The following is a 23,335-nucleotide window of genomic DNA, read 5'->3' as shown; positions in this document are numbered from 1 at the left end:
CCGATGCCGATCGCCGGCGCCGCCATGCTGCAATCCCGGGAACTGACCAAGACCTACTACTCCACCGATCCACCGAGCCGGGTGCTCGACGGCATCGACCTGACCGTCGGGCGAGGCGAGTTCCTCGTCGTGATGGGCGCGTCCGGTTCCGGGAAGTCGACGCTGCTCTACAACGTCAGCGGGATGGACCGCCCGACGGGCGGGAGCGTGGCCCTGGAGGGACGGGACCTGACCTCGCTGAGCGACAGGGAGATGAGCCGTGTCCGGCTGACCCGGATGGGGTTCATCTTCCAGCAGGCGTACTTCCTGGCCAACCTGAGCATCCGGGACAACGTCCTCCTGCCCGCGCTCAAGGCGGCGCCCCGGGAGAAGGCCGTCGCGATCGCCCGCGTGGACGCGCTCCTGGAGCGGTTCGGCATCGCGCACGTCCAGCGGCACGGCATCACCCAGGTCTCCGGAGGGCAGCTGCAACGGGCCGCGATCTGCCGGGCGCTGGCGTGCGAACCGGCGGTGCTGTTCGCCGACGAGCCGACCGGGGCGCTCAACAGCAGCATGTCGACCGAGGTCATGGACGCGCTCACCGACGTGCACCGCGAGGGGACGACGATCGTCATGGTGACGCACGACCCCGCCTGCGCCGCCCGGGCCGACCGCGTGATCTACCTCCGGGACGGGCTGGTGGTGGACTCGCGCGACCTGGGGACGTGGAGCGCGGAGCGGTCGTCGCGACGCGAGGACGAGCTGTACGCGTGGCTGCGGGACATGGGGTTCTGAGCGCTCGGCCGGTGCGGCGGCGCGCCGGGGGCGCGTGCCCCCGGCGCGGCGCGTGATGGCGTCGGTGTCGGCCCGGCCGGGTTCAGGGGGTGGGGGTACGGGTCCGTTCGGGCCCGGACAGCGGGAGTCGGAGCGTGAACGTCGAGCCGACCCCGAGCGTGCTCTCCACCGTGATCGAACCGCCGTGCAGCTCGGCGAGGTTGCGCACGATGGCCAGCCCCAGGCCGCTCCCGCCGGTCTGCCGGCTCCGGGACTTCTCCGCCCGCCAGAACCGGTCGAACACCTGCGGCAGGTCCTCCGGGGCGATCCCGGCCCCGGTGTCGGCGACCTCGATCACCGCGTCCGGACCCTCACGGCGCGCTCGAACCGTCACGGTCCCGGGCGCCGAGGTGTGCCGTAGCGCGTTCCCGACCAGGTTCCCCACGGCCTGCGCCAACCGCGTCCGGTCGGCCCGGAGCACGACCCCGTCCGCCTCGACGATCAGACGCAGCCCGGCTTCGTCCGCGCGCAGCCGGTGGCTCGCCACGACCTGCTCGACCAGGGACCCGGCCTCCACCGGCTCCGGCGACAGCCGCAGCTTGCCGGCGTCGGCCAGCGCCAGGTCCTGGAGGTCGTCGATGATCGCCTGGAGGAGCAGGGTCTCGCCCACCAGCATCTCCATCCGCTCCGGCTGGAGGTCGGCCACACCGTCCTGGGCCGCCTCCAACCAGCCCCGGAGGTTGCTCAGCGGGGTCCGCAGCTCGTGCGAGACGTCGCTGACCATGGCCTTGCGCTGCTCCTCCAACCGCTCTAGGTGCTCGGACATCTCGTTGAAGGCGGCGGCCAGCTGGCCGAGCTCGCCGGAGTCGCGCACCTCGACCCGACCCGCGCCCTCGCCCGCGCGCATGCGCAGCACCGCGCCGGTGAGGGCACGGACGGGACGCGCCAGCCGTGTCGAGACGGTCACGCTCACCCCGACGGTCAGCACCAGCACCAGCAGCACCACGCTGGAGACCCGCAGCACGCCCTCACGGGAGAGGGACAGCCCGGCGGCCGGGTCCTCGGCCGGATCGTCGATGAACAGGAGCGCGGCCGGGGCCACGTGCGGGTCGAGCAGCTCCCGCCGGGCGGAGTCGACGCAGTCGGCGCTGCGCTGGTCCAGCTCAGGTGAGACCGGTCCGGCCCACGCGCCATCCGGTTCCGGGAGCAGCGGCTCTTCCTCAAGGGCCGTCCGCTCCTCATCCAGCAACTGCGCCTCGGCCTCCCGCTCCTCCTCCAGCGCGCGTTCCCCCTCGTCCGTGGTCTGCGGCGCCTCGTCCGGGGCTCCGTTTCCGCCGACCGGCCCCCACTCCTCCTCGACCGGGCCCGCCCCCGACCCCGGCTCCTCGCTCGGATCCGCAGGGGGAGGACTGGCGTCCCCCGGCTCCAGGGGGGCACGGGCGTCGTCGGCGGGTGATGGGGCCACGGGGTCGGCGCGCTCGGGCGTCATGCTCGCGGGGACCGCCTCGGGGAGACCGGTCGCACCGTCCATCCGGAACTCCACCCCCTCGCCCCCCGGGTCCAGGCACGGCTCGGTGAGTCCGGCCAGAGCCGCGAGCGCGTCGCGCTCGGTCCCGACCGGCTCGTCCAGGAGCTCGAGCCCGCAGTCGAACCAGATGTCGGCCCACATGCCCTGGTCGGACTCCGAAGCGGTCACGGACGGCCGTCCGCTCGGTCCCACCTCCACCTCGGCGGTGATCCCGTACAGCTCCATGAGGCAGGCGGTGCCCTCCTCCGCGAGCTCGAGCAGCCGCGCCCGGTCTTCGGGGTTGAGGGCGAAGGGCCCCACCGCGCGCGGATCGATGCGGTCCACCCCCTCGGGCACCAGCGTCACGTCCACCGCGAGCGGGTCCACGACGGAGGAGGCCCGGGGCGGCAGCGCGGCCGGGGAGTCGGACCCGGACTCGGCGGAGTCGGCGATGGGCCGGCGGTTCTCCGTGGCCAGCGCGATCCGCCGACCGGTCTGCTCGGAGAGCTCCTGGACGGTCGCGTCGACGCCCTCCCAGCTCGGGTGGGTGGCGGCGTAGCCGACGAGTTCGTCGTGGATCCGGGTGTCGGAGGCCAGGGTCTCCCCCTGTTCGACGCTGAGGGACTCCGAGGTCCCCTGGACGGCCAGCCACGCGGTCGCCGTGATGGAGCAGACCGCGACGAGCACCGAGCTCGCCAGCAGGCGGGCGCGCAGGCTGTGCCGCAGGGAGGTCCTGCGCCGCGGTCGGTCGGGGCGTTGTCGCTGGTCGATGTCCTGCTGCCGGTCGGTGTGCCGTGGCCGGTCGCTGTGCCGCGGCCGGTCGGTGTCCTGCTGCCGGGCGCTGTGCCGCGCCTTCTCCCTACGCCGGGGCGGTGTCATCGGCGGGCCCGATCAGTTTGTACCCGACCCCGTACACGGTGACCAGCGACGCGGGCCTGCGCGGGTTCGGTTCGAGCTTGCGGCGCAGGTTCTTCACGTGTACGTCGATGGTGCGCTCGGTGATGAACCGGCTGATGCCGTGGATGTGCTCCAGGAGCTGGGCGCGGGTGAACACCCGCCCTGGCTGGGCGGCGAGCGCCGCGAGCAGTTGGAACTCCGCCCGGGTGCAGGACACCGCTTCCCCGCCCAGGTGGACGGTGCGGCGGGCCGGATCGACCGCCAGTGCCCCCGCCCGCAGGACGGGGTCGGCCTCCGCAGGGACCGCGGCCCCGGCCCCCTCGGCCCCGCCGGCCGGGCGCCGCGCCCGGCGCAGCAGCGTGCGCACCCGCGCCATCAGCTCGCGCGGGCTGTAGGGCTTGGTGACGTAGTCGTCCGCTCCGAGGTCCAACCCCGTCAACAGGTCCTCCTCGGTGGCGCGGGCGGTGAGCATCAGCACCGCGACGTCGGACTCGGCGCGCAGGGCGCGGCACGCCTCCAGGCCGCTCATGATCGGCATCATCACGTCCAGCACCACCAGGTCGGGCCGGTCGCGGTGGTGCGCGGCCACGGCCGCGCGCCCGTCGTGGACCAGGCTCACGCGGTGTCCCTCGTGTTCCAGGTAACGCCGGATGAGGTCCGCCTGGTTCACGTCGTCCTCGGCGACGAGCACATGGGCCACGTGGATACCTCCGCTCGGGGGCCTGGGGGCCTGGGTGTGGACCGATCGTATGCGGCCGAATGCGGGGCCCATCAGGGCGTGGGGAAGGCACCCCAGGTCAGAACATCGCGGGCACATGACGGGAACACGACTTCTTCACATTCGTACGCCAGTGTTCGGTTCGTCCGGTGGGGGCGCGCCTCACCGGACATGTTCCGAAGGCGGTCGGGAACCGGGCGATGCCCGAACGGCCGCGTCCCGTGAGAAGAACCCGGATGGTTCCCCATGCTTCGATCTCCACTCGCCCCGCACCCGGCACGGACCCGGCACCGCCAGGTCCTGACGCCGCTGGCGGCGGCCGCGCTCCTGGCCGCGCTGACGGCCTGCTCGTCCGGTTCCCCGGAGGAGTCCGAGGGCACCGCCGCCGACACCGCGGGCGCGGAGGAGGCGTCAGCCCCGCTCGCTGCCGAGATCGCCACGGTCACCGGCAGCGAGATCGAGGTGATGACGGAGAAGGACGGCGGCGAGGTGCTGGAGACGCTCGCGAGCCCCAACGACTTCGGTGAGGACCGCGCCTTCCTCGTCGAGAGCAACGAGGGCGAGTGGCTGGAAGTTCTCCTGCCGGTCCGCCCGAACGGCACCACCGGTTGGGTGCGCAGCGACGAGGTGTCGCTGAGCGGCACCGACTTCCGCGTTGAGATCGACATGGCTGGGTTCGAGTTCGCCGTCCACGACGGTGAAGAGGAGGTGCGTAGCGGCGTGATCGGCACGGGGGAGAACGACACCCCCACCCCGCCGGGCCGGTACTACTTCACCGAACTCCTCCAGCCTCCGGACCCCGATGGCGACTACGGCGTGTACGCGTTCGGGCTGAGCGGGTTCTCGGAGTCCCTGGAGACCTTCGCGGGCGGCCCCGGCCAGTTGGCGGTGCACGGCACCAACGACGAGAGCGCGCTGGGGCAGCAGGTGAGCCACGGATGCGTCCGGGTGTCCAACGAGGACATCACCTGGATGGCCGAGAACCTGCCGATCGGCACCCCGGTCGAGATCTCCTGACGTCCCGTTTCCCCCACTCCCGATCGCCGCGGCGCGGTACCGCGCCGTCGATCAACCACACAGACAACCGAAAGGTCGACCATGCGACTGAAGTCCTACCTGCTGATCACCGGAATCACGGCGGCGGCCCTGTTCGGCGCCGCCCCGGCTTTCGCCGAAGAAGTGGCCCCGGATCCCACCGACGCCCCCTCCCCAGTGGAGTCGGCGCCCGAGCAGGCCTCGCCGGACCCCATGCTCCCGACCGACGAAGAGTGCCAGGCCATGCTCGATGAGCGCGGCGCCCCCTGGACTCCGGAGGAGGAGATCGACCTGGGGAACGGCGCGACGTGCGAGGAGATCATCGCCGAGTGGGAGGAAGCGCGCGACGAGGAGCGCGCGGATGAAGCTGGGAACGGGGCTCCTCCGGCCCAGCCCCAGCCGGCCGACCCGAACTACACCGGTTGATCCCGGCGTAGTGCGACCCGTGGGCCGGTCCGAGGACCGGCCCACGGGCCTTTGCGTTCCCGGATGCCGCTGGTCAGCGAGTCATCGCGAGATACGTGCGGATCGCCTGGGTGAGGTCGCTCAAGTCGTCCGGATCGCTGGGGACGGGCGGTGCGGCGGCCTGTGGCGTGGCCAGTAGGTCGCCTTCGGGTGCGCGGGGCCGGGGAATGAGCGGTCGAAGCTCGGGCGGTGGGGGCGGCGGAGGCATGTAGGGGCGCACCACCGGCCCTGGGCTCTCGTCCGGCTCGTCGGTCCTGTTCTCTTCGGGGGCCGGGGCCGGTACGGGTGCGGCCGCGAGTTGGCGGCGTCGGGGGAGCGGGGGGAGCGCGAGCTGTTCCCGCTGCGGTCGGTGGGGGACGAAGACGAACATCAGAGCCGCCGCGAGCAGCGTGGCCGCGACGGCCCAGACCTGTGCGGCCAGGCTTTGGTGCGGCCGACGATGGCGGCCGTTAGGCTGATCCATGGATGACTTCCTGCGCTATCAGGTGGTTGTCGCGCCCCGGCCCGGTGGCTGCAATCACCGGACGGGGCATCTTCATGTCTGCTGGTCGGGGCGAGTGTCAATGGCCCCGCAGGGCTGCGCTTCCCGCCTTCGTGACTCGGGGTCAGTCCTCGTCGGCTGAGCGATTGGGGTCGATCAACACCCACACGGCCAGCCCTTGGGGGTGGTCGGTCCACCACCACTTCTCGGAGAGCGCGGAGACCAGGGCCAGGCCGTGCCCGCCGACGCTCGGTTCGTCGGCTGGGGTGGGGATGCAGGGTCGGGTGACCCGGCGGCCCGCGCGGGCGCCGTCGTCGATCACCCTCAGCAGGACGAAGTCGCCGGGCATGACCTCCACGGTGACCCTGACCCGCCCGTACTGGTCTCCGGAGGCCGAGTGCTGGATCGCGTTGGTGGCGAGCTCGCTGACGATGAGCAGGACCGGCGCGGCCCGTTCGTCGTCCATGCGGACGGCCTTCTGACACCACTCACGGATCCGCTTGACCTGGTCGACCCGCCCGTCGAAGTAGCCCGTGCACTCTCCGCGCCAGCGGTTCTTCTTCCGTACCGGCATCCCACCCACCACCCGCCGGTTGCCGTTCGGCCTACCTGGGACCCGCTTGCTCGGCTTCGCCATCGCTGGTTCTCCTCCACCAACAGGGGTTTTGACAAGGCGTGTCACGACCGTGAGCATGCGCAGACCCATGAGAAGTCGGCACCTAATGTGATCGCGCTGACACGCTGCATGATGATCATCCATCGTGGAACCTTCTTCAGCAAGCGTTCTCAGAAATCTTTTTCAAGAAGCTTTCTGTGATGAGTTCTGTAGCATCAGCCCTGGGGCCACCCAGACACGGGGCTTCACGGGATGCACCGGTTGCTCCGCGACCGGCGACGAGGATGGGGAGGAACGTGGCGCGAGCACGTGGCCCGGCCGGCAGCAAACGCAAGCTGGGGCTCTGGTTGAAGGAGCAGCGCACGAAGGCCGGGTTCACCGGCAAGCAGGTCGCCAACGAACTCGGATGCGGGGATCCCAAGGTCTTCCGAATGGAGGGCGGGCACGCCATCCCCAGCAAGCTCGAACTCGACCATCTCTTCGAGCTCTTTCAGGTCGATGACCAGAGGGAACGCGAGCTGATTCGCCAACTGGCGGCGGACGCCAAGTCACGCCACTGGACGACCGACTTCGAGAGCGTGATGCCGCCCAAGTTCGACATCTATGTCGGACGTGAGGAGGATGCGACGAGCCTGCGCGTCTACGAGACGCACCTCATGCACGGGCTGCTCCAGATCGAGGGGCACATGCGCCCACTCCTCGCGGCCACCAACCCTCAGGAGCCAGCTGAGGACGTCGAGCGACTGGTCGAGTTCCGCACACGCCGCCAACTGGTCCTGACTCGCGAGCCCGATCCACTGAACCTGTGGGTCGTCATGGACGAGACCGTTGTTCGCAGGCCCATAGGCGGCACCCAGGTGCACCGGGAGCAACTCCAGCACCTGTTGAAGATCACCGAGCGTCCGAACGTGAACATCCAGATCATCCCGGAGAGCGTGGGCGCCCACGCTGGGCTGAGCGGCCCGTTCACCATCCTGGACTTCGAGCCCGATGAGCCCGAGATGATCTACATCGAGGGCCAGGGTGGAAACCTGTATCTGGACAAGGCCCGCGAGATCCGTCGGCACAAGCAACTGTGGAATCACATCGTCGACGTCGCGATGTCCACGGCCCAGAGCAAGCAGTACATCAAGAAGGTTATGGAGGATCTGCCGTCATGATTCACCCCTCAGGCGACCCCCGCCCCACGTCAGCCGAGATCACCGAGCAGTCGTTCACCAAGTCCTCGTTCTCCGGTGGCCAGGGTTCCTGCGTCGGCATCAAGCGCTTCGGCGACTGGACCGTGGTGGGCAAACACGAACTAGCAGCCGCCAGCCCCACGCTGATCTTCCCGAGAGCCGACTGGGACGGGTTCTGCGCCCTGGTGGCGCGGGGGGAGAGAACGGGGGTTGGCGAAGTCGCGGCTGCCTTCACCTCTGACGGAGGCTTCACCCTCACCGAAACGAGCAACGTAGGTGCCCCGACGATCGTCTACGACCGGGACGAGTGGGAAGCCTTCAAGCTCGGCGTCGAAGCCGGTGAACTCCGCAGCGGCGACCCTCGCGGCACGCTCGTCAGCTGACTGCGTACTGGCGGCCGCGCAACTCCGCGATGCGTGCGTCGCGGTAGTTTCGAGACATGGATCGAACCGAGGAGAGCCAGGGCCGCTGGGTGGTGCACGGCGAGCGCACCCTGTACGACAACCCGTGGGTGCGGTTCAGCAAGGCCGACATCACCACCCCCTCCGGCCGCAGGTTCGAACACCACGCCGTCACCCTGCCCTCAGCAGCGGTGATCGCGATTCTGAGCCGGGTTCTTGGTACCGCGGGGCATTTCCGCATCGACCACATAACATTGTGTGCCTTATGGCAACGCAACGCCAACTTCGGCGACGCAGCCGCACCATAATGCATTTTTACACGTCAACCGCGAATTATGGAACATCCCAAACACATCAGGCGTGCGTGCTAGACTAAATTTGCGATTGCCCACCACTCTTGCCGTTCATTCCTTTCCCGGGAAACTGTCTCTCCCCGCTCAAGGCAACCCCGGAGAGGTCGGCGCAAGCCCCGAGAAAGGCGGCGGTTGTCCCCCCACGACGAACCCCTCCAACAGGTTCCCCTCTTCACTGTCCAGCACCCCGACGGGAGACATACCCCCGTCCCCGCCTGGTTCATGACATGGATGCGTCTAGGCATGGACCTGGCCTTGGGGAGGGCGACACCGCGGCGTTGGCAGAAGCTGGTGATTGCGGTGTCCGCCCCGAGCTTGGGCATGAGTGCCGCAGCGATCTCCTTCGGGTTCACGTGGGCGCGCTACTTCCATGCCGGTGGCGCCGATCCGTCCGCGGTCCCTGATATCCCCTTGGAACAGCTCGCCCCAGGCCGCAGGGCCTGGTTTCGATTCACTAAGAACGTAGTCGTGGGTGAGTACTACGGGACGGGTCCGGGAGGCCGGATCTGCACGTCGATGGCGACTTTCCAGCCCGAGCGCCTCGAAGAGGTCCGGCCCCTGCCGCCGGGGGTGGGCATCAAGGACGTGAACCTTCCTCTCACCCCGATCTTGGACTCCCCCGAGACGCGCCAGCTCAGAAGTGCCCTGAACGGCCGTGAGCCACTGCCATTCATCACCTCGTGGAGTCAGACGCTAGTTGTCATCGGATCAGTGAGCCGACTGTCCCAGGAGATCGACGTCGCCATCACTCCCACGGGCCAGCAGGAGCCCTTCCCTCTGAGCGCTTTCGTCCGGCCCCACCGCCAAGACGATCCCCTGGGCTGGCGTAGTTTCTTCGCCTCGGTCGACACGGACGCTCCTGCCTGGGAACCCTGGGAGCACCCACCCGAGCTCATTATCCTCAACGGAGCCCGGGCCACGAGTCAGTGGCTTCACGAGTGCCGGGCGCCCGTGGTTCTTTCGGTCCTGGACAGGTCGGCCCCCGGTGCAGAATGGGCGGCCCAGACTCTGCTGCAGAACCGTGCTCACAGCGGTTTCGACACGTTGGGGCCGACCGACGTGTCCTGGTCTCCGCCTCCCGGATGTGAACTCCTGGCCTTCGGGAGGGACGAATGAATCCGCTTTTTGCTACCGACGCTCTCTACTGCACCGCCCGGCGGCCGTCGGTCACCCGCCATTTGGTCCCGGACCGGAACGGGCATCGCTTCGTCCGGGCGGTCGGGGATCTGCACCACGACCTTGAGGAGGAGGCATCCGACCTGGAGTGGAGTGAACTTATTGGCCGCGCCGTCGCCGCGCGCTGGCGCAGTGTGATCGACCCCGTGCCGTTCAGCTCCCCTGACTCCGTCACCGCCGACCTCCTGAAGCCACTGCCTGAACTGACCGCGCCTTTGTTCGGCAGCCTCGATACCTTCAGGGAAGAGCTTCTCCGAGAGATGATGGACGCCAGAACCGCTCTGCTGTCTTCGAACAACCGGGCGCGTCGCGATGCCCTGATGGAGTGTGTGGAGGTCGGTGACCCGGAAAGCACTTGCGTGGTCATTGGCAACCACCGCACCGCGGTATCCCTCGGCTCCTGGCTGGCCTCGAGCTCCCACCCACGGCCAGTACTGAGCCCCCGAGAGTACCTCCACCAGGCGAGGGGGACATGGGACTTCGCGGTGCTGATGGGCCCTGTCTCCTGGCTGGGCGCGTCCCTGGTCACCGCGTCGCGGGCGGACGAGACCGTCATCATCCAACCTGACTGGATTCGGGATGACGACGAATTCCACGGCCTCTTCGCCCCCGAGGTGAGGCCGACCCGCCCCATCACTGTCAAGGTGCGTTCCGTGGCGATCCCAGCAGTGGAGGAAAATCGCCCGGTGCCGTCCCCGGCACCTGAACCTGAGGCTCACCCGGCTACCGGCCGCGCGGAATGGGAGCCAATTCCAGCGGGGGAGTTGACCTCGGAAATCGACTGGTCGGCCATTATCCGCAGGACCCGGGCGTTCGACCCGGATGACGAACTCGAGATGGGCACAGAGACGGTTCACCGTGTGTCGGCGAGACTGGTCCTACTCGGAGGTGACCGGGCCGCGTGGCTTCCGGAAGAGGGCCACGCCGTCCGGCGTCTGCTCCCGAACGCTCCCGAAGGAGAGCGGATCGTCAGCCTCCCCCTAGCCGAACTCGCCCCAGGCATGTTTCTACTGCTCCGCGCTAACGGTGAAGGCCAGGCCGTCCCCCGGCGTGTCACAGACACTCACCTGGGCTCTAAACGCTCTGAGGTCCGCCGACTACAAGCGGACTGGAAAGCACGCTTGGACCGCGCTTTGAAGAGTGAAGGGCCTGATGATCTCAAGCGACGGGTGCGCAATCAGGGTGCGATCACAGTGAACCCCGCGTACTGGTTGACTGAGGACTGCCTGCGACCACAGCGCGACCAAGACTTCCTGGCGCTGCTCCGAGCACTTGGAGCGCCTGAACCCGCACGCTATGTGGAAGCCGGCAAGTTCCTGCGCAGCGCTCACTCCAGGGCGGCACACAGCCTGGCTCGGGCTTTGGAGGGTGAAGCCGAGGCCAGGGACCTCACACAGTTGCGTGTCGAAGGCCATCAGGCCCTGGCCCTCCCAGAGTTCCCCGAAACGGCCGAGATGGTGGCCTTTCAGGTCCTGGCGATCAGTCCCGATCCCAAGTCGGTCCCCTCCTCAATAGTCCGACGTCCGCTCCGAGTCCAAGGAACCCCATGGCTCGTATGATCCCGCCGGTCCCCCACCCAGACTCGCCGCCGGGCGAGAAACGGCTCTTCGACCGGCTCCGAGAGGACCCCGGTACCGAGGGCTGGACCGTCCTCCATTCCTTGGACATCGCCAAGCACCAGCGCCAAGTAGCGGGAGAGGCGGACTTCGTCGTCATCGCACCGGAGCTGGGAGTGCTCTGCCTCGAGGTCAAGTCGCATCGCAGGGTGCGCCGAGACGGGGAGGGCCTGTGGCACTTGGGCAGCGACGCACCAACCCAGCGGAGTCCTTTCGGTCAGGCAAAGGGCCAGATGTACAGCATTCTCGAGTTCCTCCATCGCAAGGGAATGGACCTGCGTGACGTCCCCCTGGGATGGGCCGTATGGTTCACCAGCGCCAACGCGTCCGTCCTGGGCACGAATCTGGAGTGGCATGACTGGCAACTGCTCGACCGCGCAGACCTCAGACCGCCGGTCTCCACGACCCTGGCCGAGGTTATGCGTCACAACCGGGACCATCTAGCGGAGAAGACTTCGCGCTTTGCCGCCTCGGCTACGGGCCCCGACACCGCCCAGTGCCGACGGATCGCGCAGGAGCTGCGACCCACCTTTGAGGCTGGAGTTCTCCCCGCAGACATCCGGGAAGCCCGTGACACCGAACGGGTCAGATTCCTGGACGAGCAGTTGGAGGCCCTAGACGTGATGGAGGACCAACGCCGTGTCCTCTTCACCGGGGCCGCCGGTACCGGCAAAACCTTCCTGGCCGTGGAGGCCGCTAGGCGTGCGACTGGCAAAGGGCTCAAGGTCCGCGTGCTCTGCTTCAACAATGCGCTCGCAGGGTGGATGGCCGACACGCTAGGCGATAGCCCCGAGGTATCCGTCTCCACGCTGCACAGCCTGATGCTGGAGGTGACCGGTGCCCATGCGCCCCCGTCTCCCGGCAGGCAATGGTGGGAGGAGGAGCTCCCGGAACTGGCAGCCAACATCCTGCTGGAAAACGGTGGTTGGGAGTGCGATCTGCTGATCGTGGACGAGGCACAGGACCTATGCGCCCACGAGAGCTACCTGGACCTTCTGGATCTGCTGGTGCCGGGCGGGCTGGCCGGCGGGAACTGGCTCATGTTCGGTGACTTCGACCAACAGGCGATCTACGGGTCCGAGGATGGTCGAGTACTGCTCGATCAGCGTTCACCCCAACACCACCAGCACCGCCTTTACCGGAACTGCCGCAATACCCCCCGGATCGGGCATATGGCCATGAAAGCCTGTGGGCTTGAAGGGCTCTACGCGGGATTCCGGCGCCCGGATGACGAGATCGACGTCACAGTGCTCGCCTACAGCGATGACCGGGAGCAGGAAGGGCACCTGATCTCTGCTCTGAAAGAGCTGCGCGAGAACCACTACCCCGCAGAGCAGATCGTCGTGCTCTCCCCGAGAAAGGACGGGATGGTCATGCGCATGCGCGACAGCGCGACGAGTGGCCGAATCGCCCCCTACGGCCGACACGGAAAGCGCACCTCCTACAGCACCGTGCACGCGTTCAAGGGGTTGGACGCACCAGCCGTTGTCATTACCGACATCGATTCCGCGGACTCAGACCGCTACCGATTCCTGCTCTACATCGGGATGAGCAGGGCAGCGGACCGGCTTGTGGTGCTCGCGCACAAGAAAGCGGTCGGTGACATGTTGCAGGCCATGACCGGCGGAGAGGACCACACGTGACCACCTTTCACGAGTCCCGCGAGGACATGCACCGGGGACTGGTGCATGAGCTCGTGGGCCCGGGCCCACGCCGCCCCGGACGCCTCCCCATCGACCCGGACCGGCCTGTAGTTCCCGATGAGGAGGCGGCCACTAAGGTTTGGTTTGACGCCGAGACCGGCGAGGAGATCCTGACTGGTGTCCGACCGACCAACCGATACGGCGTCGGCGTGCTCTACCCAGCCCTCAAGGACTCCGAGGGTACGCGCGCAGGGCAGTCTGAAGAATCCAGAGTCGGAGGTACCCCCGGTCTCACCGTGACCGGTGAACTCAGTGAGCCCTCCATTTCCGACACGGTCATGGAGCAACACTTCAAGAAGCTCGCCCCGGTCAGCGGCAGCACTGACGACAGTGCCGACGAGGATCTCGACCTGAGCCTGGCGAACGCGTTCGACCCCTCTTCCCTAGGGGTGTCGGTCAACGCCGATCTACCGGACGGCGCGCGGCTGGTCGTGCGCGCGGAGATGGGCAGGTACGAGAAGTTGACGGTGACGCAGCAGAAGGGGGGAAAGGAATACCCGTGCTGGGTGCGCAAGCCGGTCACCGTGACTGCGGTCTTCGCTGCTGAGGACCTGCGCGTCGAGGAGGGGAGGCGCCGAAAGGTCACACCGACGACTGGTCCCGAACTGGTGAACGAAGGCACGTTGAGTATCGACGTCGACGCCTTCAGCCGCACCATTGACGGTAACCACCTCATCACGTTCGTCCTCACCAACAGGTCCGAGACCACCGGCCGCAGGAGCGACGACCGGGTCCTCTTCCAAGCGGGCTTCGACGTGATAGCGGAGGGCGCCGCCTTCGCCCCCTACCCGGAGCTGCGCACCGGCGGTGCCGAAGACGAGGAAAGGCAGGAATTGGCTCCGGCGGAGGAGGCGGAATCCATCGCGCTCCTCTACCGTCGGCACCAGACCTTCGCGCTCGGCCACGGGTGCGCCGCCGACTGGGAAAAGGAACCAGGCGAGACCGTGTCTTGGGTCAGGGCCGAGTGCCTGCCCTCCTACGAGGCTCCCAGTATTACCCCGACGATCCTGCTCCCTTGCACCGACCGGCGTCCTGGCGCCGATCGGGAACTCACCGTCGACATGCGCCCACTGGCCGACCGTGAGCGCTGGAAGGAAGCCAACGAGCAGGTCAAACAGCTGCTGGACGGCTACGACGGCTGGATCAAGCGGAAACGGCGGGAGATCGGGGATCTGCCCGAACGGCATCGGGCCGCGGCCGAACGGCACATGGCGGACTGCGAGGCCGTTCTGGGGCGGATGCGTCGGGGCTGGCGGCGGGTGCACAGCGACCCTGAGGTGGCGACCGCCTTCCGGCTGGCCAACCGGGCCATGCTGGATCAACAGGCGCGTGCGGCGCTGACGCCGCGTCCGACCATAGTGGAACCGGCCGGGCTCCGGATCGACGAGCCCTTCCCCACCGGTGAAGTCCCTGTGGACCGCGGAAAGTGGCGGCCGTTCCAGATCGCCTTCCTGTTGTCGGTCCTGGTGTCGATCGCTGACTGCCACGACGAGGACCGGGAGCTGGTCGATCTGATCTTCTTTCCCACTGGAGGCGGCAAGACCGAGGCCTATCTCGGTGCGGCGTCCTTCGCCATGTTTCTGCGACGGTTGCGAGATCCGAGGGACATTGGCACCGACGTCCTCATGCGGTACACACTGCGATTGCTCACCGCACAGCAGTTCCTCCGCGCCTCCTCGCTGATCTGCGCCATGGAACGGATCCGAGACCGGCGCCCTGAGCGTGATCTGGGCGGGGACTCCTTCAGCATCGGCGTGTGGCTGGGCAGCGCGACCACACCGAACAGGCACGACGGGCAGTACGGGTCAGTCAAACTCCACCAGAAACTGTGCAAGGAACCCGCCACAGCGGCCAACAAGTTTCTCCTCACCCGCTGCCCCTGGTGCGCTGCGACTATGGGCCCCACTGAGGCCCAGCGCAAGGCGGCGCCCCGAAGTGGGGTCAGGCGCCAGCCGGCCATCATCCCCGGATACGTCAAGGAGGGGAACAAGGTGGTCCTCAAGTGCCCGGACCGCCGGTGCCCGTTCAGGGACGGGCTTCCTCTGTTGGTGGTGGACGAGGACATTTACGAGAGCCCGCCCTCCATGGTGATCGGCACCGTTGACAAGTTCGCGATGCTGCCATGGCGCCCGGAAGCCCGTGCTCTCTTCGGGCTCGGTCCTGACGGGAACCGTCGTACTTCGCCTCCGTCTCTGATCATCCAGGACGAATTCCATCTGATCTCCGGTCCTCTGGGTTCCATGGTGGGTTTGTACGAAGGGATTGTGGAAGCTCTGTGCATCGATCACTCCCAGGAGAGGGCCAGTAAGCCGAAGATCGTCTCATCCACCGCCACCATCATGAACTACCGAGAACAGACCCAAGCGGTCTACGCGCGCCAACGTGTCGCCTTGTTCCCGCCGCCCGGCCTTGAAGCCAGTGATTCCTACTTCTCCACCTGGGCGCGTAACGAGGCGGGCCAGTTGTTGCCTGGGCGCCGCTATGTCGGAGTCCATGCCCCCACACTTGGATCTATGCAGACCCTGCAGGTGCGTGCGAAGTCAGCGCTGCTGCATACCGCGGCCAACCTCGATGAGGAGCAGCGGGACCCGTGGTGGACCAACGTGTGCTTCCTCAACAGTTTCCGGGAACTGGGCAACTCGTTGTCTCTCCTGCAGTCGGACATCCCCGATTACCTGCGGGGTATCCGCCGCCGCGAGCGCCTGGACACGGTCCGGTACCTGCGAAACGTTATGGAACTGACCGGCCGCCGCCGCAACGACGAGATCCCCCGGGCAATCGATGAGCTCAGCACTGCCTACGAGTCCGGACAGGCTGTGGACGTGTGCCTTGCCTCCAACATCATCGAGGTCGGGGTGGATATCGATCGCCTGTCGCTGATGACGGTCGTGGGCCAGCCCAAGACCACGGCTCAGTACATCCAGGTGACGGGCCGGGTGGGCCGCAGGTGGTTCGAGCGGCCGGGCCTGGTGGTCATGCTCTACGGGGCGGCCAAACCCCGGGACCGTTCCCATTTCGAGCGCTTCCGGAGTTACCACGAGCGCCTATACGCCCAGGTGGAACCCACCAGTGTGACCCCGTTCGCCAAACCGGTCACCCGCCGTGCCTTGCACGCCGCGGTGATCGCACACATCCGGCTGACCCAGCCGGACAGTCTCAAGCCCTTCCCCTACCCTGAGCACTTGGTGCGGAAGACCACCGCTCTCCTGCAAGAGCGGGTTGAGGTCGTCGACCCCGAGGAGTACGAGGCGGTACAGGCCGAGTTGGAGCGCGCGGAGGAGGAGTGGCGGGCCTGGCAGCCCACCGATTGGGAGGCCAATCCCTACAGTGGTGACCCGCTCAACGGGCTCATGCGCTATGCGGGCAAACCCGCCCCGGACTCAGTTCCGAGCAGGTACTGGGAGGTCCCCACTTCTATGCGCGACGTGGATACCGAGTGCCGTGTCACGATTACTCAGGACTACCACCAGGAAGGGCAGTCATGACCAGTGGCAGCATCCGCCGGTCTCAGTTGATCTCCCCATTCGGTGTGGGTGCCATGACCGTCTTGGTGGACGGGACCTCCGTGATCTCAGCGGGGCTGGACTACTGGTTCCGGCCTGCGAGGGAGGACGACGAGGTCAATCCCGCTGAGTTCCGTATCGAGGAGTGGCGTCTGCGGAACCGGCTGAAGGTCGACTACTTCCAGGCGCCGCCGCCCTACATCACCTCCCATGAGGACCCAGACAAGAGGCACAACCTCAGGTTGAGCATTCCTTTCCTGAGGTTCCCCGGCTGGAACTTCTGTGCTTACTGCAGGCGGCTTGTCAAACGCCCTTATCACTTCAGGGGTCGGCTGCACTGCGAGGACGAATCACATTCCGAGGGGGCCCGGTCCAGGCGACGGCGGGGCAAGGGCCCAGTCATGGCCCAAGTGCCGTTCGTCGTGATCTGCGAGGAGGGACATCTGGGCGACTTCCCGTGGGAAGAGTGGGTGCACGGGAGCGCCGAGCCGGGGTGCAATGCCGTGCTCCGGTTGAAGTCCTCGGGCGGAGGCTCCCTCGCCAACCAGAAGGTGCACTGCGACACCTGCTCGGCCGAACGGAGTCTGACCGGGGTCACTACGGCCGTGTCTGTAGGGACAGAGGACGGTTCGACCACCGTGCTGAGCAGGGATCTGGACAAGTCGAAGGCGGAGTACACCTGCCGGGGCTGGCGCCCTTGGCTGGGCGAAGCAGAGGAGGCCTGCGGCCGTCCGGTCCGAGGTAGTCTCCGCGGGTCCTCCAATGTCTACTTCCCCCTGGTAGAGAGCTCTATCTATTTGCCCCAGGGGTCCAGCACGGTGCCTGAGGCGCTCTTGCGGTTGCTTACTGGGGCACAGTTCAGTCCGGCCTTGACTCTCCTCAAGACCTCCCCCCACGCCCCTAGGGTTGACACTCTCCTCAGGATGGACACGAGCGACGCCTTGTCCTGCTACCGTACGGAGCAGATCGAGGCGGCGCTGAACGAGATCCTCGGTGGCAAGCACCAGCGTCCCGGTGAGCAAGGCGATCAGGCGGAGTACTCGCTCGATACCATTTCCCCCGCCGACTGGCGGCGCCCTGAGTACGCACGCCTGCGCGATGAGATGGACAACCCCAACCTGGTAGTCGCGAAACCCAGGGAAGAGGACTACGGCGACGTCGTCAGGGATGCCTTCTCCCGGGTCCGGCTGGTCGAGGTCCTGCGAGAGACTCGAGCCCTGTGGGGTTTCACCAGGGTGACCTCCCAGAACGTGACCTTAGAAGTGGGCAAGTCCCGCCTTCGTCGCTACCCGGCCCGAACCGGACACGACTGGCTGCCCGCCTACACCGTCAAGGGTGAGGGGATCTACCTCGAACTCGACGGCAATCGGCTTCGAGAGTGGGAAGGGCGCGCGGACGTGCGAGCCCGTACTGCCAACCTGTCCTCTCGGTTCCATGAGGCCCTGGGGAACCCTGACGACGTCACCCCCAGAGTTGTACTAGTACACACCATCGCGCATCTGCTCATTAACCAGCTCATCTTCGACTGCGGATACAGCACAGCCTCTCTGCGGGAACGGCTCTTCGTCTCCGACGGTGAAGAGCGTCCCATGGCCGGGATGTTGATCTACACTGCGGCTGGCGATGCCGACGGCACCATGGGCGGCCTGGTCCGGATGGGTAAACCAGGTAACCTGGAGCACGTCTGGGCCTCGGCGCTGGACAACGCTGAGTGGTGTTCCACCGACCCCATCTGTATGGAACTCGGTGAGACCGGCCAGGGGCCTGGCTCCTGCAACTTGGCAGCGTGCCACTCATGCGCCCTCTTGCCAGAGACCTCCTGCGAGAAGTTCAACCAGCTACTCGACCGGGGTCTGGTGGTTGGCTCGCTCAAAGAGCCGGGCATGGGTTACTTCTCGATCTAGGGGCTCTTTGGTTGAATACCGACAGCCCGGAGCCAGTGGTGGTACTGCTTGAGTGCTGAGGGAATCCCCCGGAGATCCGCCAGCGCAACGAATCAACTTTCTGGGCACCTCTTAGGCGAACCGTTCAGTGCTGAGTGCAAGCCATATCACTTCCGTGAAGGGCTGAGAATCTATCGAAGGCAGACAGGATATATCTACATAGCGAGCGATTCTGGAGAGCTCAAACTCCAAACTCAGGCCGCTATGCTGACGCAGAGCCGACTGGCGGCAGCGAGATGGTGCCGAACGTGTACTTCCTGTTCCGGGACACCCCAGTTCTCGGTGAGAAGAGCTGGGCCAAGGCCATGAAGCCCGGTATCGGTGCGGAGATGTTCACTGCGGCGATCACCACCTACTCGGACGAGTCCCTGGCCTGGGACTCCGAAGCCCTCAAGGGAGCTCTTGAACAGGCCGGGGCTGCCCAAGGGCTCAAACTCGGCAAGGCTCAAGCGCCGGTCCGGGTCGCCTTGACAGGCCGGACGGTCGGGCTTCCGCTCTTCGAGTCACTGGAGTCACTGGAGTTGCTGGGGCGCGAACGCACCCTGGAGCGGCTCCGGGCGGCGTTGGAGCGACTCAACCCCTGACGGACCTCAGCGAGTCGGTTTGGTATTGAAGCCGGAAGCGGCGCAGCACAGATCTACGTGGTGTCCTCATCGATAGCAGCTCACCAGGAAGGTAAATCTGGTGCTACCTGTCTGCCGAGCTGAGGTATTCCACCGGTGATCACTGTCGCGGGTACCTCGAACTTGCAGGATTCCCACCTCCCTATGCCAGAAGCATCGTGTGGTGCGTTGTCTTTGAGCCACGAGCTGGGAACGGAGCCCACACCGGAGACCTCGAGGTCAGAGGTCAGGCGCACGGCTACGAGGATCCAGCAGGGATCACGGAGCATCACCTCGTACTCGTGTCGCGACAGGTAGATGCTGAGCCGTCCGCTCCGGGTGGTGCTTTTTACCTCCAGATGGGCGGAGGAGGGACCTCGGGTGAACGAGATGTCGTACCCGAACCCGTCAGACCAGGCCGCGACATGATCCACCAGGCTGCCTGGAACATCGCTCAGCAACGAGACCAAGGCGGCTTCTCCTGCCGCACCGACCCGTTTCCTCGCTGCGGTGTCGACTTTTCCCCAGCTGGACACGACCTGCTCGTAGACCCCGTCTGCGTTCAGTCCTAGAACTGCGCCGGTCGTGACGAGGTCTGAGGGCAGCTCGTCGGGAGAGTGCACCAGGGCGTCGGCATCCTTGACCCAAGGAGGGGCGGACTCTTCGAGGATCGCGCTCAGCACTTGGTTGGCGCTCGGGGCTGGAGAGCTCTCACTCGTCAGGAGCCCCGTCTCGTTCAACCAAGCGAGCGCCGTTGCGTACTGGGTGGGTGTCAGGTCGCTGAACTCCGTATGGGTGGTCAGCAGTGCCTGGGCACGGCGAATGCCCCCGCTCGTGGGAAGTATGTCCAGCCATCGCTTCGCGGCGAGCAGGATGGGGTCAGGGGGCCGCACGTAGGTGTCCCATAAGGGCCTGGATGTCACCCTGGTCGAAGTCAGCTCCGACTGAAGGCTCCTCTTCTAGGTCTGCGAGCTGCTGTACGGCGGGATCGTCCAGGATCCCTCCCAAGAAGGCCAGCTTGCCTGCGAGGCGAGACTCCACCACATCGTCGATAGTGCCTTCGGAAGCAAGAACCGTGATGCGGGTCTTGACGTCGGGTGCGAGCCCGAGGCGGTGGATGCGGTCGAGGCTCTGCAGAAAGCGCCCTGCGGCGAAGTCCCGGTCCACGTACACCGCGTCGTGGCACTCGTGGTGCAGGCTGATGCCCTCGCCGAGCGTGGCAGGGTTGGACAGCAGGACCATGCAGTCCGGGTCGCTGCGGAACCGGTTGATCTGCTCCTCGCGGTCTTTGGTGCCACCATGCACGACGGCAGGGCCGAAGGCTGAAAGGACTCGCTGGAGCGTGTTCAGGCTACGGATGAATGTCGACCACACCAGCGTCTTGCGTCCCTGCGCGGCGTTCTCACGGACGATCGCTAGGACCTCCTGGTACTTCGGAGACATCTCGTAAGCAGGCAGATCCTGCATCAGCTGGTACAGCGAAGAGTCTTCAGGCACCGGTAGCGGAGGTACCTGGTAGGCGAGAGGCTCGTGCGAGGTGGTCCCGACGGCCAAGAGAGCTGGACTGGTTGCAGCCATCAGCATGTAGACCAGGACGCGGCCGAGAGCCTGGAAGTCTCCCTCATAGCCGGTTGCCCTGGCGGAGAACTGCCCGACGAGAGCTTCATAGATCTCAGCATGGAGGGGCGGCATCGGCAGGCGGCGGACAGTAGTCTCCACCGGGGGGAGGTTGAGTTCTCCCTTGGTCGTCCTGGTGAACAAGGGCCGCAGAATCCGGCTGGCCTCAGTGAGATCTCCCCCCGCGACAGCTCGGAGGACACTGATCCGACCGGTTCCCGGCCACACGAAGCCGAAAAGGTTCTCTAGGTCCCTGGCACCATTCGGTGCCGGCGTGCCTGTCAGGATGAGACGACGGCGGCTCCGGGGTCCGAGAGCAAGACAAGCTGCCCCGTATGCGCCCTCTGCTCCCAGTTTCATCCGGTGGGCCTCATCGAGAATGATCATTGACGGGCGTTCTGTTAGCCACCGACCCAACGAGTTGACCATGTTGGGCAGCCGCTCGTAGTTGATGATGACGGCATCCGGGGACGACGCCGAGGGCCCGTTAACGATCTCCATGTCCAGCGGAGGGGAGAAACAGACGGTGTTCTCGTACTTCCAGGCGTCGTAACTCGACTTGGGGCCGACGACGAGTAGACGCTCGATGCCCTGCTGGTGACGCAGAGCCTGGAACACTGCTAGGCCGACGCGGGTCTTGCCCGCCCCGGGGACGGAGAAGTTCGCCCCGTGGCGCAGCGACAGTATCTTCGCGATGTCCCTCTTCTGGAACGAGGTGAGATCACCAGTCCACGCAGGGCCGAGGAGATCAGGGACGGCGTCGGGGCTCACTGACCCCGACGAGCCGGGTTCCTCCAGTTGGGCGGATACCGTGTTGGCATCCTGGAGTGAGTCGACCACCAGGGTCTGCAGGTGTGGGTCCCAGACGACGTCGCCTTCGGCTTGGTGAGGCCAGCTGCTGAGGGCCTCGAGATTCGTCAGCAGGTCGTCGAGCTCGACCTCGATGCTGCCGGTTGAACGCTGTGAGCTGGTGCGAAAACTGAGCGCCAACCGGCGCAAGTCGTTCTCCAGACCGGGGCGGACAACGAGCCGTGCGTGCGTGACCTCAGCAGACAGACCGATTGTGAGGCTGGGGACGGAGGTCGACATCACTTGTCCCGAACCGCGTCAAGGAGCCAGGCCACACCTTCTCCGGGAGCTGAGTAGGTGCGCCCTGCTTGCCGGGCCAGGGACTCGAGGCTCGTACGGAGCACAAGGAGTGCGTCGTCGAATGCTTCGTCGTCAAGTGCGCGCTTAGCCTTCGCCTCGGCGAATTCGTTCGCGCACTGCGTTACGTAGTCAGCCGCATCGGTCAGCCTCTCGGGCACAGCGGTCTGGCGCTTCACGAGCTCGGCATTCTGGCCAGCGAGTTTGACCGCGGTGTCAAAGGTGTCTCGCGCCTTCCTCATCAGTGCAGACGCGTCAGCAATGTCTGTGGGAGATGCACTCTTGCTGTCCCCAGCCACGGCCTTGGCGCGCAGCAGCTGGTCCGTGAGCGCCTTGACCTGAGCGGAGTCAGTGCTCTGCTGAGGGAGGATTGCTTCCGGGATCCCGGGTACAGCCGCCCGATGCGGGACGGCTGCCTTAGTTTTCAGGTCTTCGGGAAGGCGGCTTTCGAGGTAGCGAGTGTAGAAGTCCGACTCGGCGAGCCGCAGGGAGGTCTTGGGGTAGTCGAGCAGCACCATGGCCAGGCGAGACTGCTTGAGCCGCTGCGCGGCCTCGGGGTCTTTCGCCGCCAGTTTGGTGTAGTCGCGGTGAAGCTCGCGCAGCTTCTCCTGGTGCTGCTCGAAGTCGATCAGCCTCAGGGCAGAGGCCCCATCGTCAGACTTGCTGCGGTCGATCGCCTCGAGGATGAGGCCGTAGACCCACCGGTCCCGCTGCAGCGTGGGGAGCTTGATGTTGAAGTCTTTGGCGACATCTGTCTCGGCGCGCCCGCGCCCCACTTCTTCGTCGATCGCGATCAGGCGATTGATATAGGAGTAGTCACGTCGACGGTCCTTCCGGAGCTGGAGGGAGAGCTCGACGTCGTTGATGTCCTGCCGAGAGGTGTCGTCAGGGAGGACCCCGACCCGGATGTTCTTCTCGCCCAGCTCCTGGAGCGCAGCCGCCCGAGTGTTGCCGTCTACCAGGATGCCGTACGGGCTCACGATCCCGGGCTCGCGCTGGCCGGAGTCGTCCAGTTCGTCCATCAGGGAGGTGTAGTCCGGGTCCACCTGGTCCGGGTTCGCAGGGCGTTGCCTGAGCAGGTCGCGGAGGTAGTCCTGTGCCTGCTGTCCCCAGGGGTCCTCCTCAATGGCCCTGTCACGCTCCGGATCGAGTGTCCTCTGGGCACGGATGCGGTGGGTGTCCGGGTTGAAGTAGAGCAGGTCGACCGGCATGGAGATCACGTAGAGGTGACGCGGCTCGCCTCGCCAATCGATGGTGATCTTCGCGCCGTTCTCGGACATTGCCTGGTTCAGCCGCTGCTGGATGATGCCCTTGACGTGCTCTCCCCGGGGTGGGGCGCCGAAGGTGGAGGACATGGGGAGGGCTCCTCGAAGGGTGGTAGATGTATTGCCTGGATCACCGTGGTGTCATCCTTGCACGGGAGTACCTACTGAAACATACAGCTGGGGTGTGACACCGCTGGTGGATGGTCTCTACAGGGAAGGGTTGCGGGGAATCGTGGCGAACAAATGAAGTAAGTTCTCGGCGGAGTTCCAGGTTACGGCCGTGTAGTTGGTGATCCAGAGTGAGCAACCCGTCGCGCAGGCGGCGAGAGCGGCCGCTCTCACAGCCTGACCTGCAAAACG

The 23,335-nt window shown here is 66.4% G+C and carries 18 protein-coding genes and 1 pseudogene; 12 read left to right on the top strand and 7 right to left on the bottom strand.

The annotated features are described in order from the left end of the window. Positions 1 to 3: 3 nt before the first annotated feature. Positions 4 to 774, top strand: a complete 771-nt coding sequence (locus DFP74_RS07545; RefSeq protein ID WP_121181038.1) for an ABC transporter ATP-binding protein — start codon at positions 4 to 6, stop codon at positions 772 to 774. An 82-nt stretch (positions 775 to 856) separates the two neighbouring features. On the opposite strand, the gene DFP74_RS07540 is transcribed toward DFP74_RS07545, so the two are convergent. Together DFP74_RS07540 and DFP74_RS07535 are read right to left on the bottom strand one after the other, a co-directional pair. Continuing rightward, the gene (locus DFP74_RS07540) at positions 857 to 3,139 is read right to left on the bottom strand and encodes a HAMP domain-containing sensor histidine kinase (protein ID WP_121181037.1); all 2,283 of its coding nucleotides are present in this window, start codon (positions 3,137 to 3,139) and stop codon (positions 857 to 859) included. Beyond that, positions 3,120 to 3,848 carry a response regulator transcription factor gene (locus DFP74_RS07535; protein ID WP_233571312.1) on the bottom strand — a complete coding sequence of 243 codons (729 nt, stop codon included), beginning with the start codon at positions 3,846 to 3,848 and terminating at the stop codon, positions 3,120 to 3,122. Before DFP74_RS07535 ends, DFP74_RS07540 begins: the two co-directional genes overlap by 20 nt. Before the next feature lie 273 nt (positions 3,849 to 4,121). Between DFP74_RS07535 and DFP74_RS07530 the strand changes: the two genes are divergently transcribed. Then, positions 4,122 to 4,892 (top strand): L,D-transpeptidase, encoded by a 771-nt coding sequence (locus tag DFP74_RS07530; RefSeq protein WP_121181035.1) that lies wholly within the window; start codon positions 4,122 to 4,124, stop codon positions 4,890 to 4,892. 81 nt (positions 4,893 to 4,973) lie between these two features. After that, the gene (locus DFP74_RS07525) at positions 4,974 to 5,336 is read left to right on the top strand and encodes a hypothetical protein (RefSeq protein ID WP_121181034.1); all 363 of its coding nucleotides are present in this window, start codon (positions 4,974 to 4,976) and stop codon (positions 5,334 to 5,336) included. A gap of 73 nt (positions 5,337 to 5,409) precedes the next feature. On the opposite strand, the gene DFP74_RS07520 is transcribed toward DFP74_RS07525, so the two are convergent. Next, positions 5,410 to 5,838, bottom strand: coding sequence for a hypothetical protein (locus tag DFP74_RS07520; RefSeq protein WP_121181033.1), 429 nt, complete (start codon positions 5,836 to 5,838; stop codon positions 5,410 to 5,412). 142 nt (positions 5,839 to 5,980) lie between these two features. Further along, entirely contained in the window at positions 5,981 to 6,430 is a 450-nt protein-coding gene (locus DFP74_RS07515; protein ID WP_233570853.1) for an ATP-binding protein, read from the bottom strand. Between the two features lie 338 nt (positions 6,431 to 6,768). Between DFP74_RS07515 and DFP74_RS07510 the strand changes: the two genes are divergently transcribed. The 9 genes and pseudogenes from DFP74_RS07510 to DFP74_RS07470 all read left to right on the top strand — a co-directional run. After that, positions 6,769 to 7,632 (top strand): helix-turn-helix transcriptional regulator, encoded by an 864-nt coding sequence (locus tag DFP74_RS07510; RefSeq protein WP_121188103.1) that lies wholly within the window; start codon positions 6,769 to 6,771, stop codon positions 7,630 to 7,632. Next, on the top strand, positions 7,629 to 8,033 hold the full coding sequence (locus tag DFP74_RS07505; protein WP_121181031.1) for a DUF397 domain-containing protein: 405 nt from the start codon (positions 7,629 to 7,631) through the stop codon (positions 8,031 to 8,033). Before DFP74_RS07510 ends, DFP74_RS07505 begins: the two co-directional genes overlap by 4 nt. A 56-nt stretch (positions 8,034 to 8,089) precedes the next feature. Next, positions 8,090 to 8,359, top strand: a complete 270-nt coding sequence (locus DFP74_RS34225) for a hypothetical protein (protein ID WP_233570852.1) — start codon at positions 8,090 to 8,092, stop codon at positions 8,357 to 8,359. 288 nt (positions 8,360 to 8,647) lie between these two features. Continuing rightward, positions 8,648 to 9,520 (top strand): hypothetical protein, encoded by an 873-nt coding sequence (locus DFP74_RS07495; RefSeq protein ID WP_121181030.1) that lies wholly within the window; start codon positions 8,648 to 8,650, stop codon positions 9,518 to 9,520. Continuing rightward, positions 9,517 to 11,139: a hypothetical protein gene (locus DFP74_RS07490; protein WP_121181029.1), complete on the top strand. Its 1,623-nt coding sequence runs from the start codon at positions 9,517 to 9,519 to the stop codon at positions 11,137 to 11,139. The genes DFP74_RS07495 and DFP74_RS07490 overlap by 4 nt, the downstream gene beginning before the upstream one ends. Next, positions 11,127 to 12,839, top strand: coding sequence for a nuclease-related domain-containing DEAD/DEAH box helicase (locus tag DFP74_RS07485; protein ID WP_121181028.1), 1,713 nt, complete (start codon positions 11,127 to 11,129; stop codon positions 12,837 to 12,839). The genes DFP74_RS07490 and DFP74_RS07485 overlap by 13 nt, the downstream gene beginning before the upstream one ends. Beyond that, the gene (locus tag DFP74_RS07480) at positions 12,836 to 16,384 is read left to right on the top strand and encodes a helicase-related protein (protein ID WP_121181027.1); all 3,549 of its coding nucleotides are present in this window, start codon (positions 12,836 to 12,838) and stop codon (positions 16,382 to 16,384) included. The genes DFP74_RS07485 and DFP74_RS07480 overlap by 4 nt, the downstream gene beginning before the upstream one ends. Beyond that, positions 16,381 to 18,306 carry a DUF1998 domain-containing protein gene (gene drmB / locus DFP74_RS07475; protein WP_121181026.1) on the top strand — a complete coding sequence of 642 codons (1,926 nt, stop codon included), beginning with the start codon at positions 16,381 to 16,383 and terminating at the stop codon, positions 18,304 to 18,306. The genes DFP74_RS07480 and drmB overlap by 4 nt, the downstream gene beginning before the upstream one ends. 269 nt (positions 18,307 to 18,575) lie before the next feature. Then, positions 18,576 to 18,929 (top strand): annotated as a pseudogene (locus DFP74_RS07470) (glutamate--tRNA ligase); the annotation flags it as partial. A gap of 80 nt (positions 18,930 to 19,009) precedes the next feature. Here the strand turns inward: DFP74_RS07470 and DFP74_RS07465 are convergent. From DFP74_RS07465 to DFP74_RS07455, 3 genes are read right to left on the bottom strand one after another with little or no spacing between them, the layout of a single operon-like run. Then, the gene (locus tag DFP74_RS07465) at positions 19,010 to 19,840 is read right to left on the bottom strand and encodes a DUF3883 domain-containing protein (protein WP_158612973.1); all 831 of its coding nucleotides are present in this window, start codon (positions 19,838 to 19,840) and stop codon (positions 19,010 to 19,012) included. Then, entirely contained in the window at positions 19,827 to 21,653 is a 1,827-nt protein-coding gene (locus DFP74_RS07460; RefSeq protein WP_121188102.1) for a DEAD/DEAH box helicase, read from the bottom strand. The genes DFP74_RS07465 and DFP74_RS07460 overlap by 14 nt, the downstream gene beginning before the upstream one ends. Beyond that, on the bottom strand, positions 21,653 to 23,065 hold the full coding sequence (locus tag DFP74_RS07455; protein ID WP_121181024.1) for a ParB N-terminal domain-containing protein: 1,413 nt from the start codon (positions 23,063 to 23,065) through the stop codon (positions 21,653 to 21,655). The genes DFP74_RS07460 and DFP74_RS07455 overlap by 1 nt, the downstream gene beginning before the upstream one ends. Between the last annotated feature and the right edge of the window lie 270 nt (positions 23,066 to 23,335).

Source organism: Nocardiopsis sp. Huas11, assembly GCF_003634495.1.
Lineage (GTDB): Bacteria > Actinomycetota > Actinomycetes > Streptosporangiales > Streptosporangiaceae > Nocardiopsis.
This window is presented reverse-complemented; position numbering and strand designations above follow the sequence as displayed.

Bases quoted from the DNA above. Each gene is read 5' to 3' on its own strand.
- DFP74_RS07525 (WP_121181034.1), top strand. From the start codon at position 4,974: ATGCGACTGAAGTCCTACCTGCTGATCACCGGAATCACGGCGGCGGCC.
- DFP74_RS07460 (WP_121188102.1), bottom strand. From the start codon at position 21,653: ATGTCGACCTCCGTCCCCAGCCTCACAATCGGTCTGTCTGCTGAGGTC.
- DFP74_RS07530 (WP_121181035.1), top strand. From the start codon at position 4,122: ATGCTTCGATCTCCACTCGCCCCGCACCCGGCACGGACCCGGCACCGC.
- DFP74_RS07485 (WP_121181028.1), top strand. From the start codon at position 11,127: ATGGCTCGTATGATCCCGCCGGTCCCCCACCCAGACTCGCCGCCGGGC.
- DFP74_RS07520 (WP_121181033.1), bottom strand. From the start codon at position 5,838: ATGGATCAGCCTAACGGCCGCCATCGTCGGCCGCACCAAAGCCTGGCC.
- DFP74_RS07540 (WP_121181037.1), bottom strand. From the start codon at position 3,139: ATGACACCGCCCCGGCGTAGGGAGAAGGCGCGGCACAGCGCCCGGCAG.
- DFP74_RS34225 (WP_233570852.1), top strand. From the start codon at position 8,090: ATGGATCGAACCGAGGAGAGCCAGGGCCGCTGGGTGGTGCACGGCGAG.
- DFP74_RS07505 (WP_121181031.1), top strand. From the start codon at position 7,629: ATGATTCACCCCTCAGGCGACCCCCGCCCCACGTCAGCCGAGATCACC.
- DFP74_RS07515 (WP_233570853.1), bottom strand. From the start codon at position 6,430: ATGCCGGTACGGAAGAAGAACCGCTGGCGCGGAGAGTGCACGGGCTAC.
- DFP74_RS07495 (WP_121181030.1), top strand. From the start codon at position 8,648: ATGGACCTGGCCTTGGGGAGGGCGACACCGCGGCGTTGGCAGAAGCTG.
- drmB (WP_121181026.1), top strand. From the start codon at position 16,381: ATGACCAGTGGCAGCATCCGCCGGTCTCAGTTGATCTCCCCATTCGGT.
- DFP74_RS07545 (WP_121181038.1), top strand. From the start codon at position 4: ATGCCGATCGCCGGCGCCGCCATGCTGCAATCCCGGGAACTGACCAAG.
- DFP74_RS07455 (WP_121181024.1), bottom strand. From the start codon at position 23,065: ATGTCCTCCACCTTCGGCGCCCCACCCCGGGGAGAGCACGTCAAGGGC.
- DFP74_RS07490 (WP_121181029.1), top strand. From the start codon at position 9,517: ATGAATCCGCTTTTTGCTACCGACGCTCTCTACTGCACCGCCCGGCGG.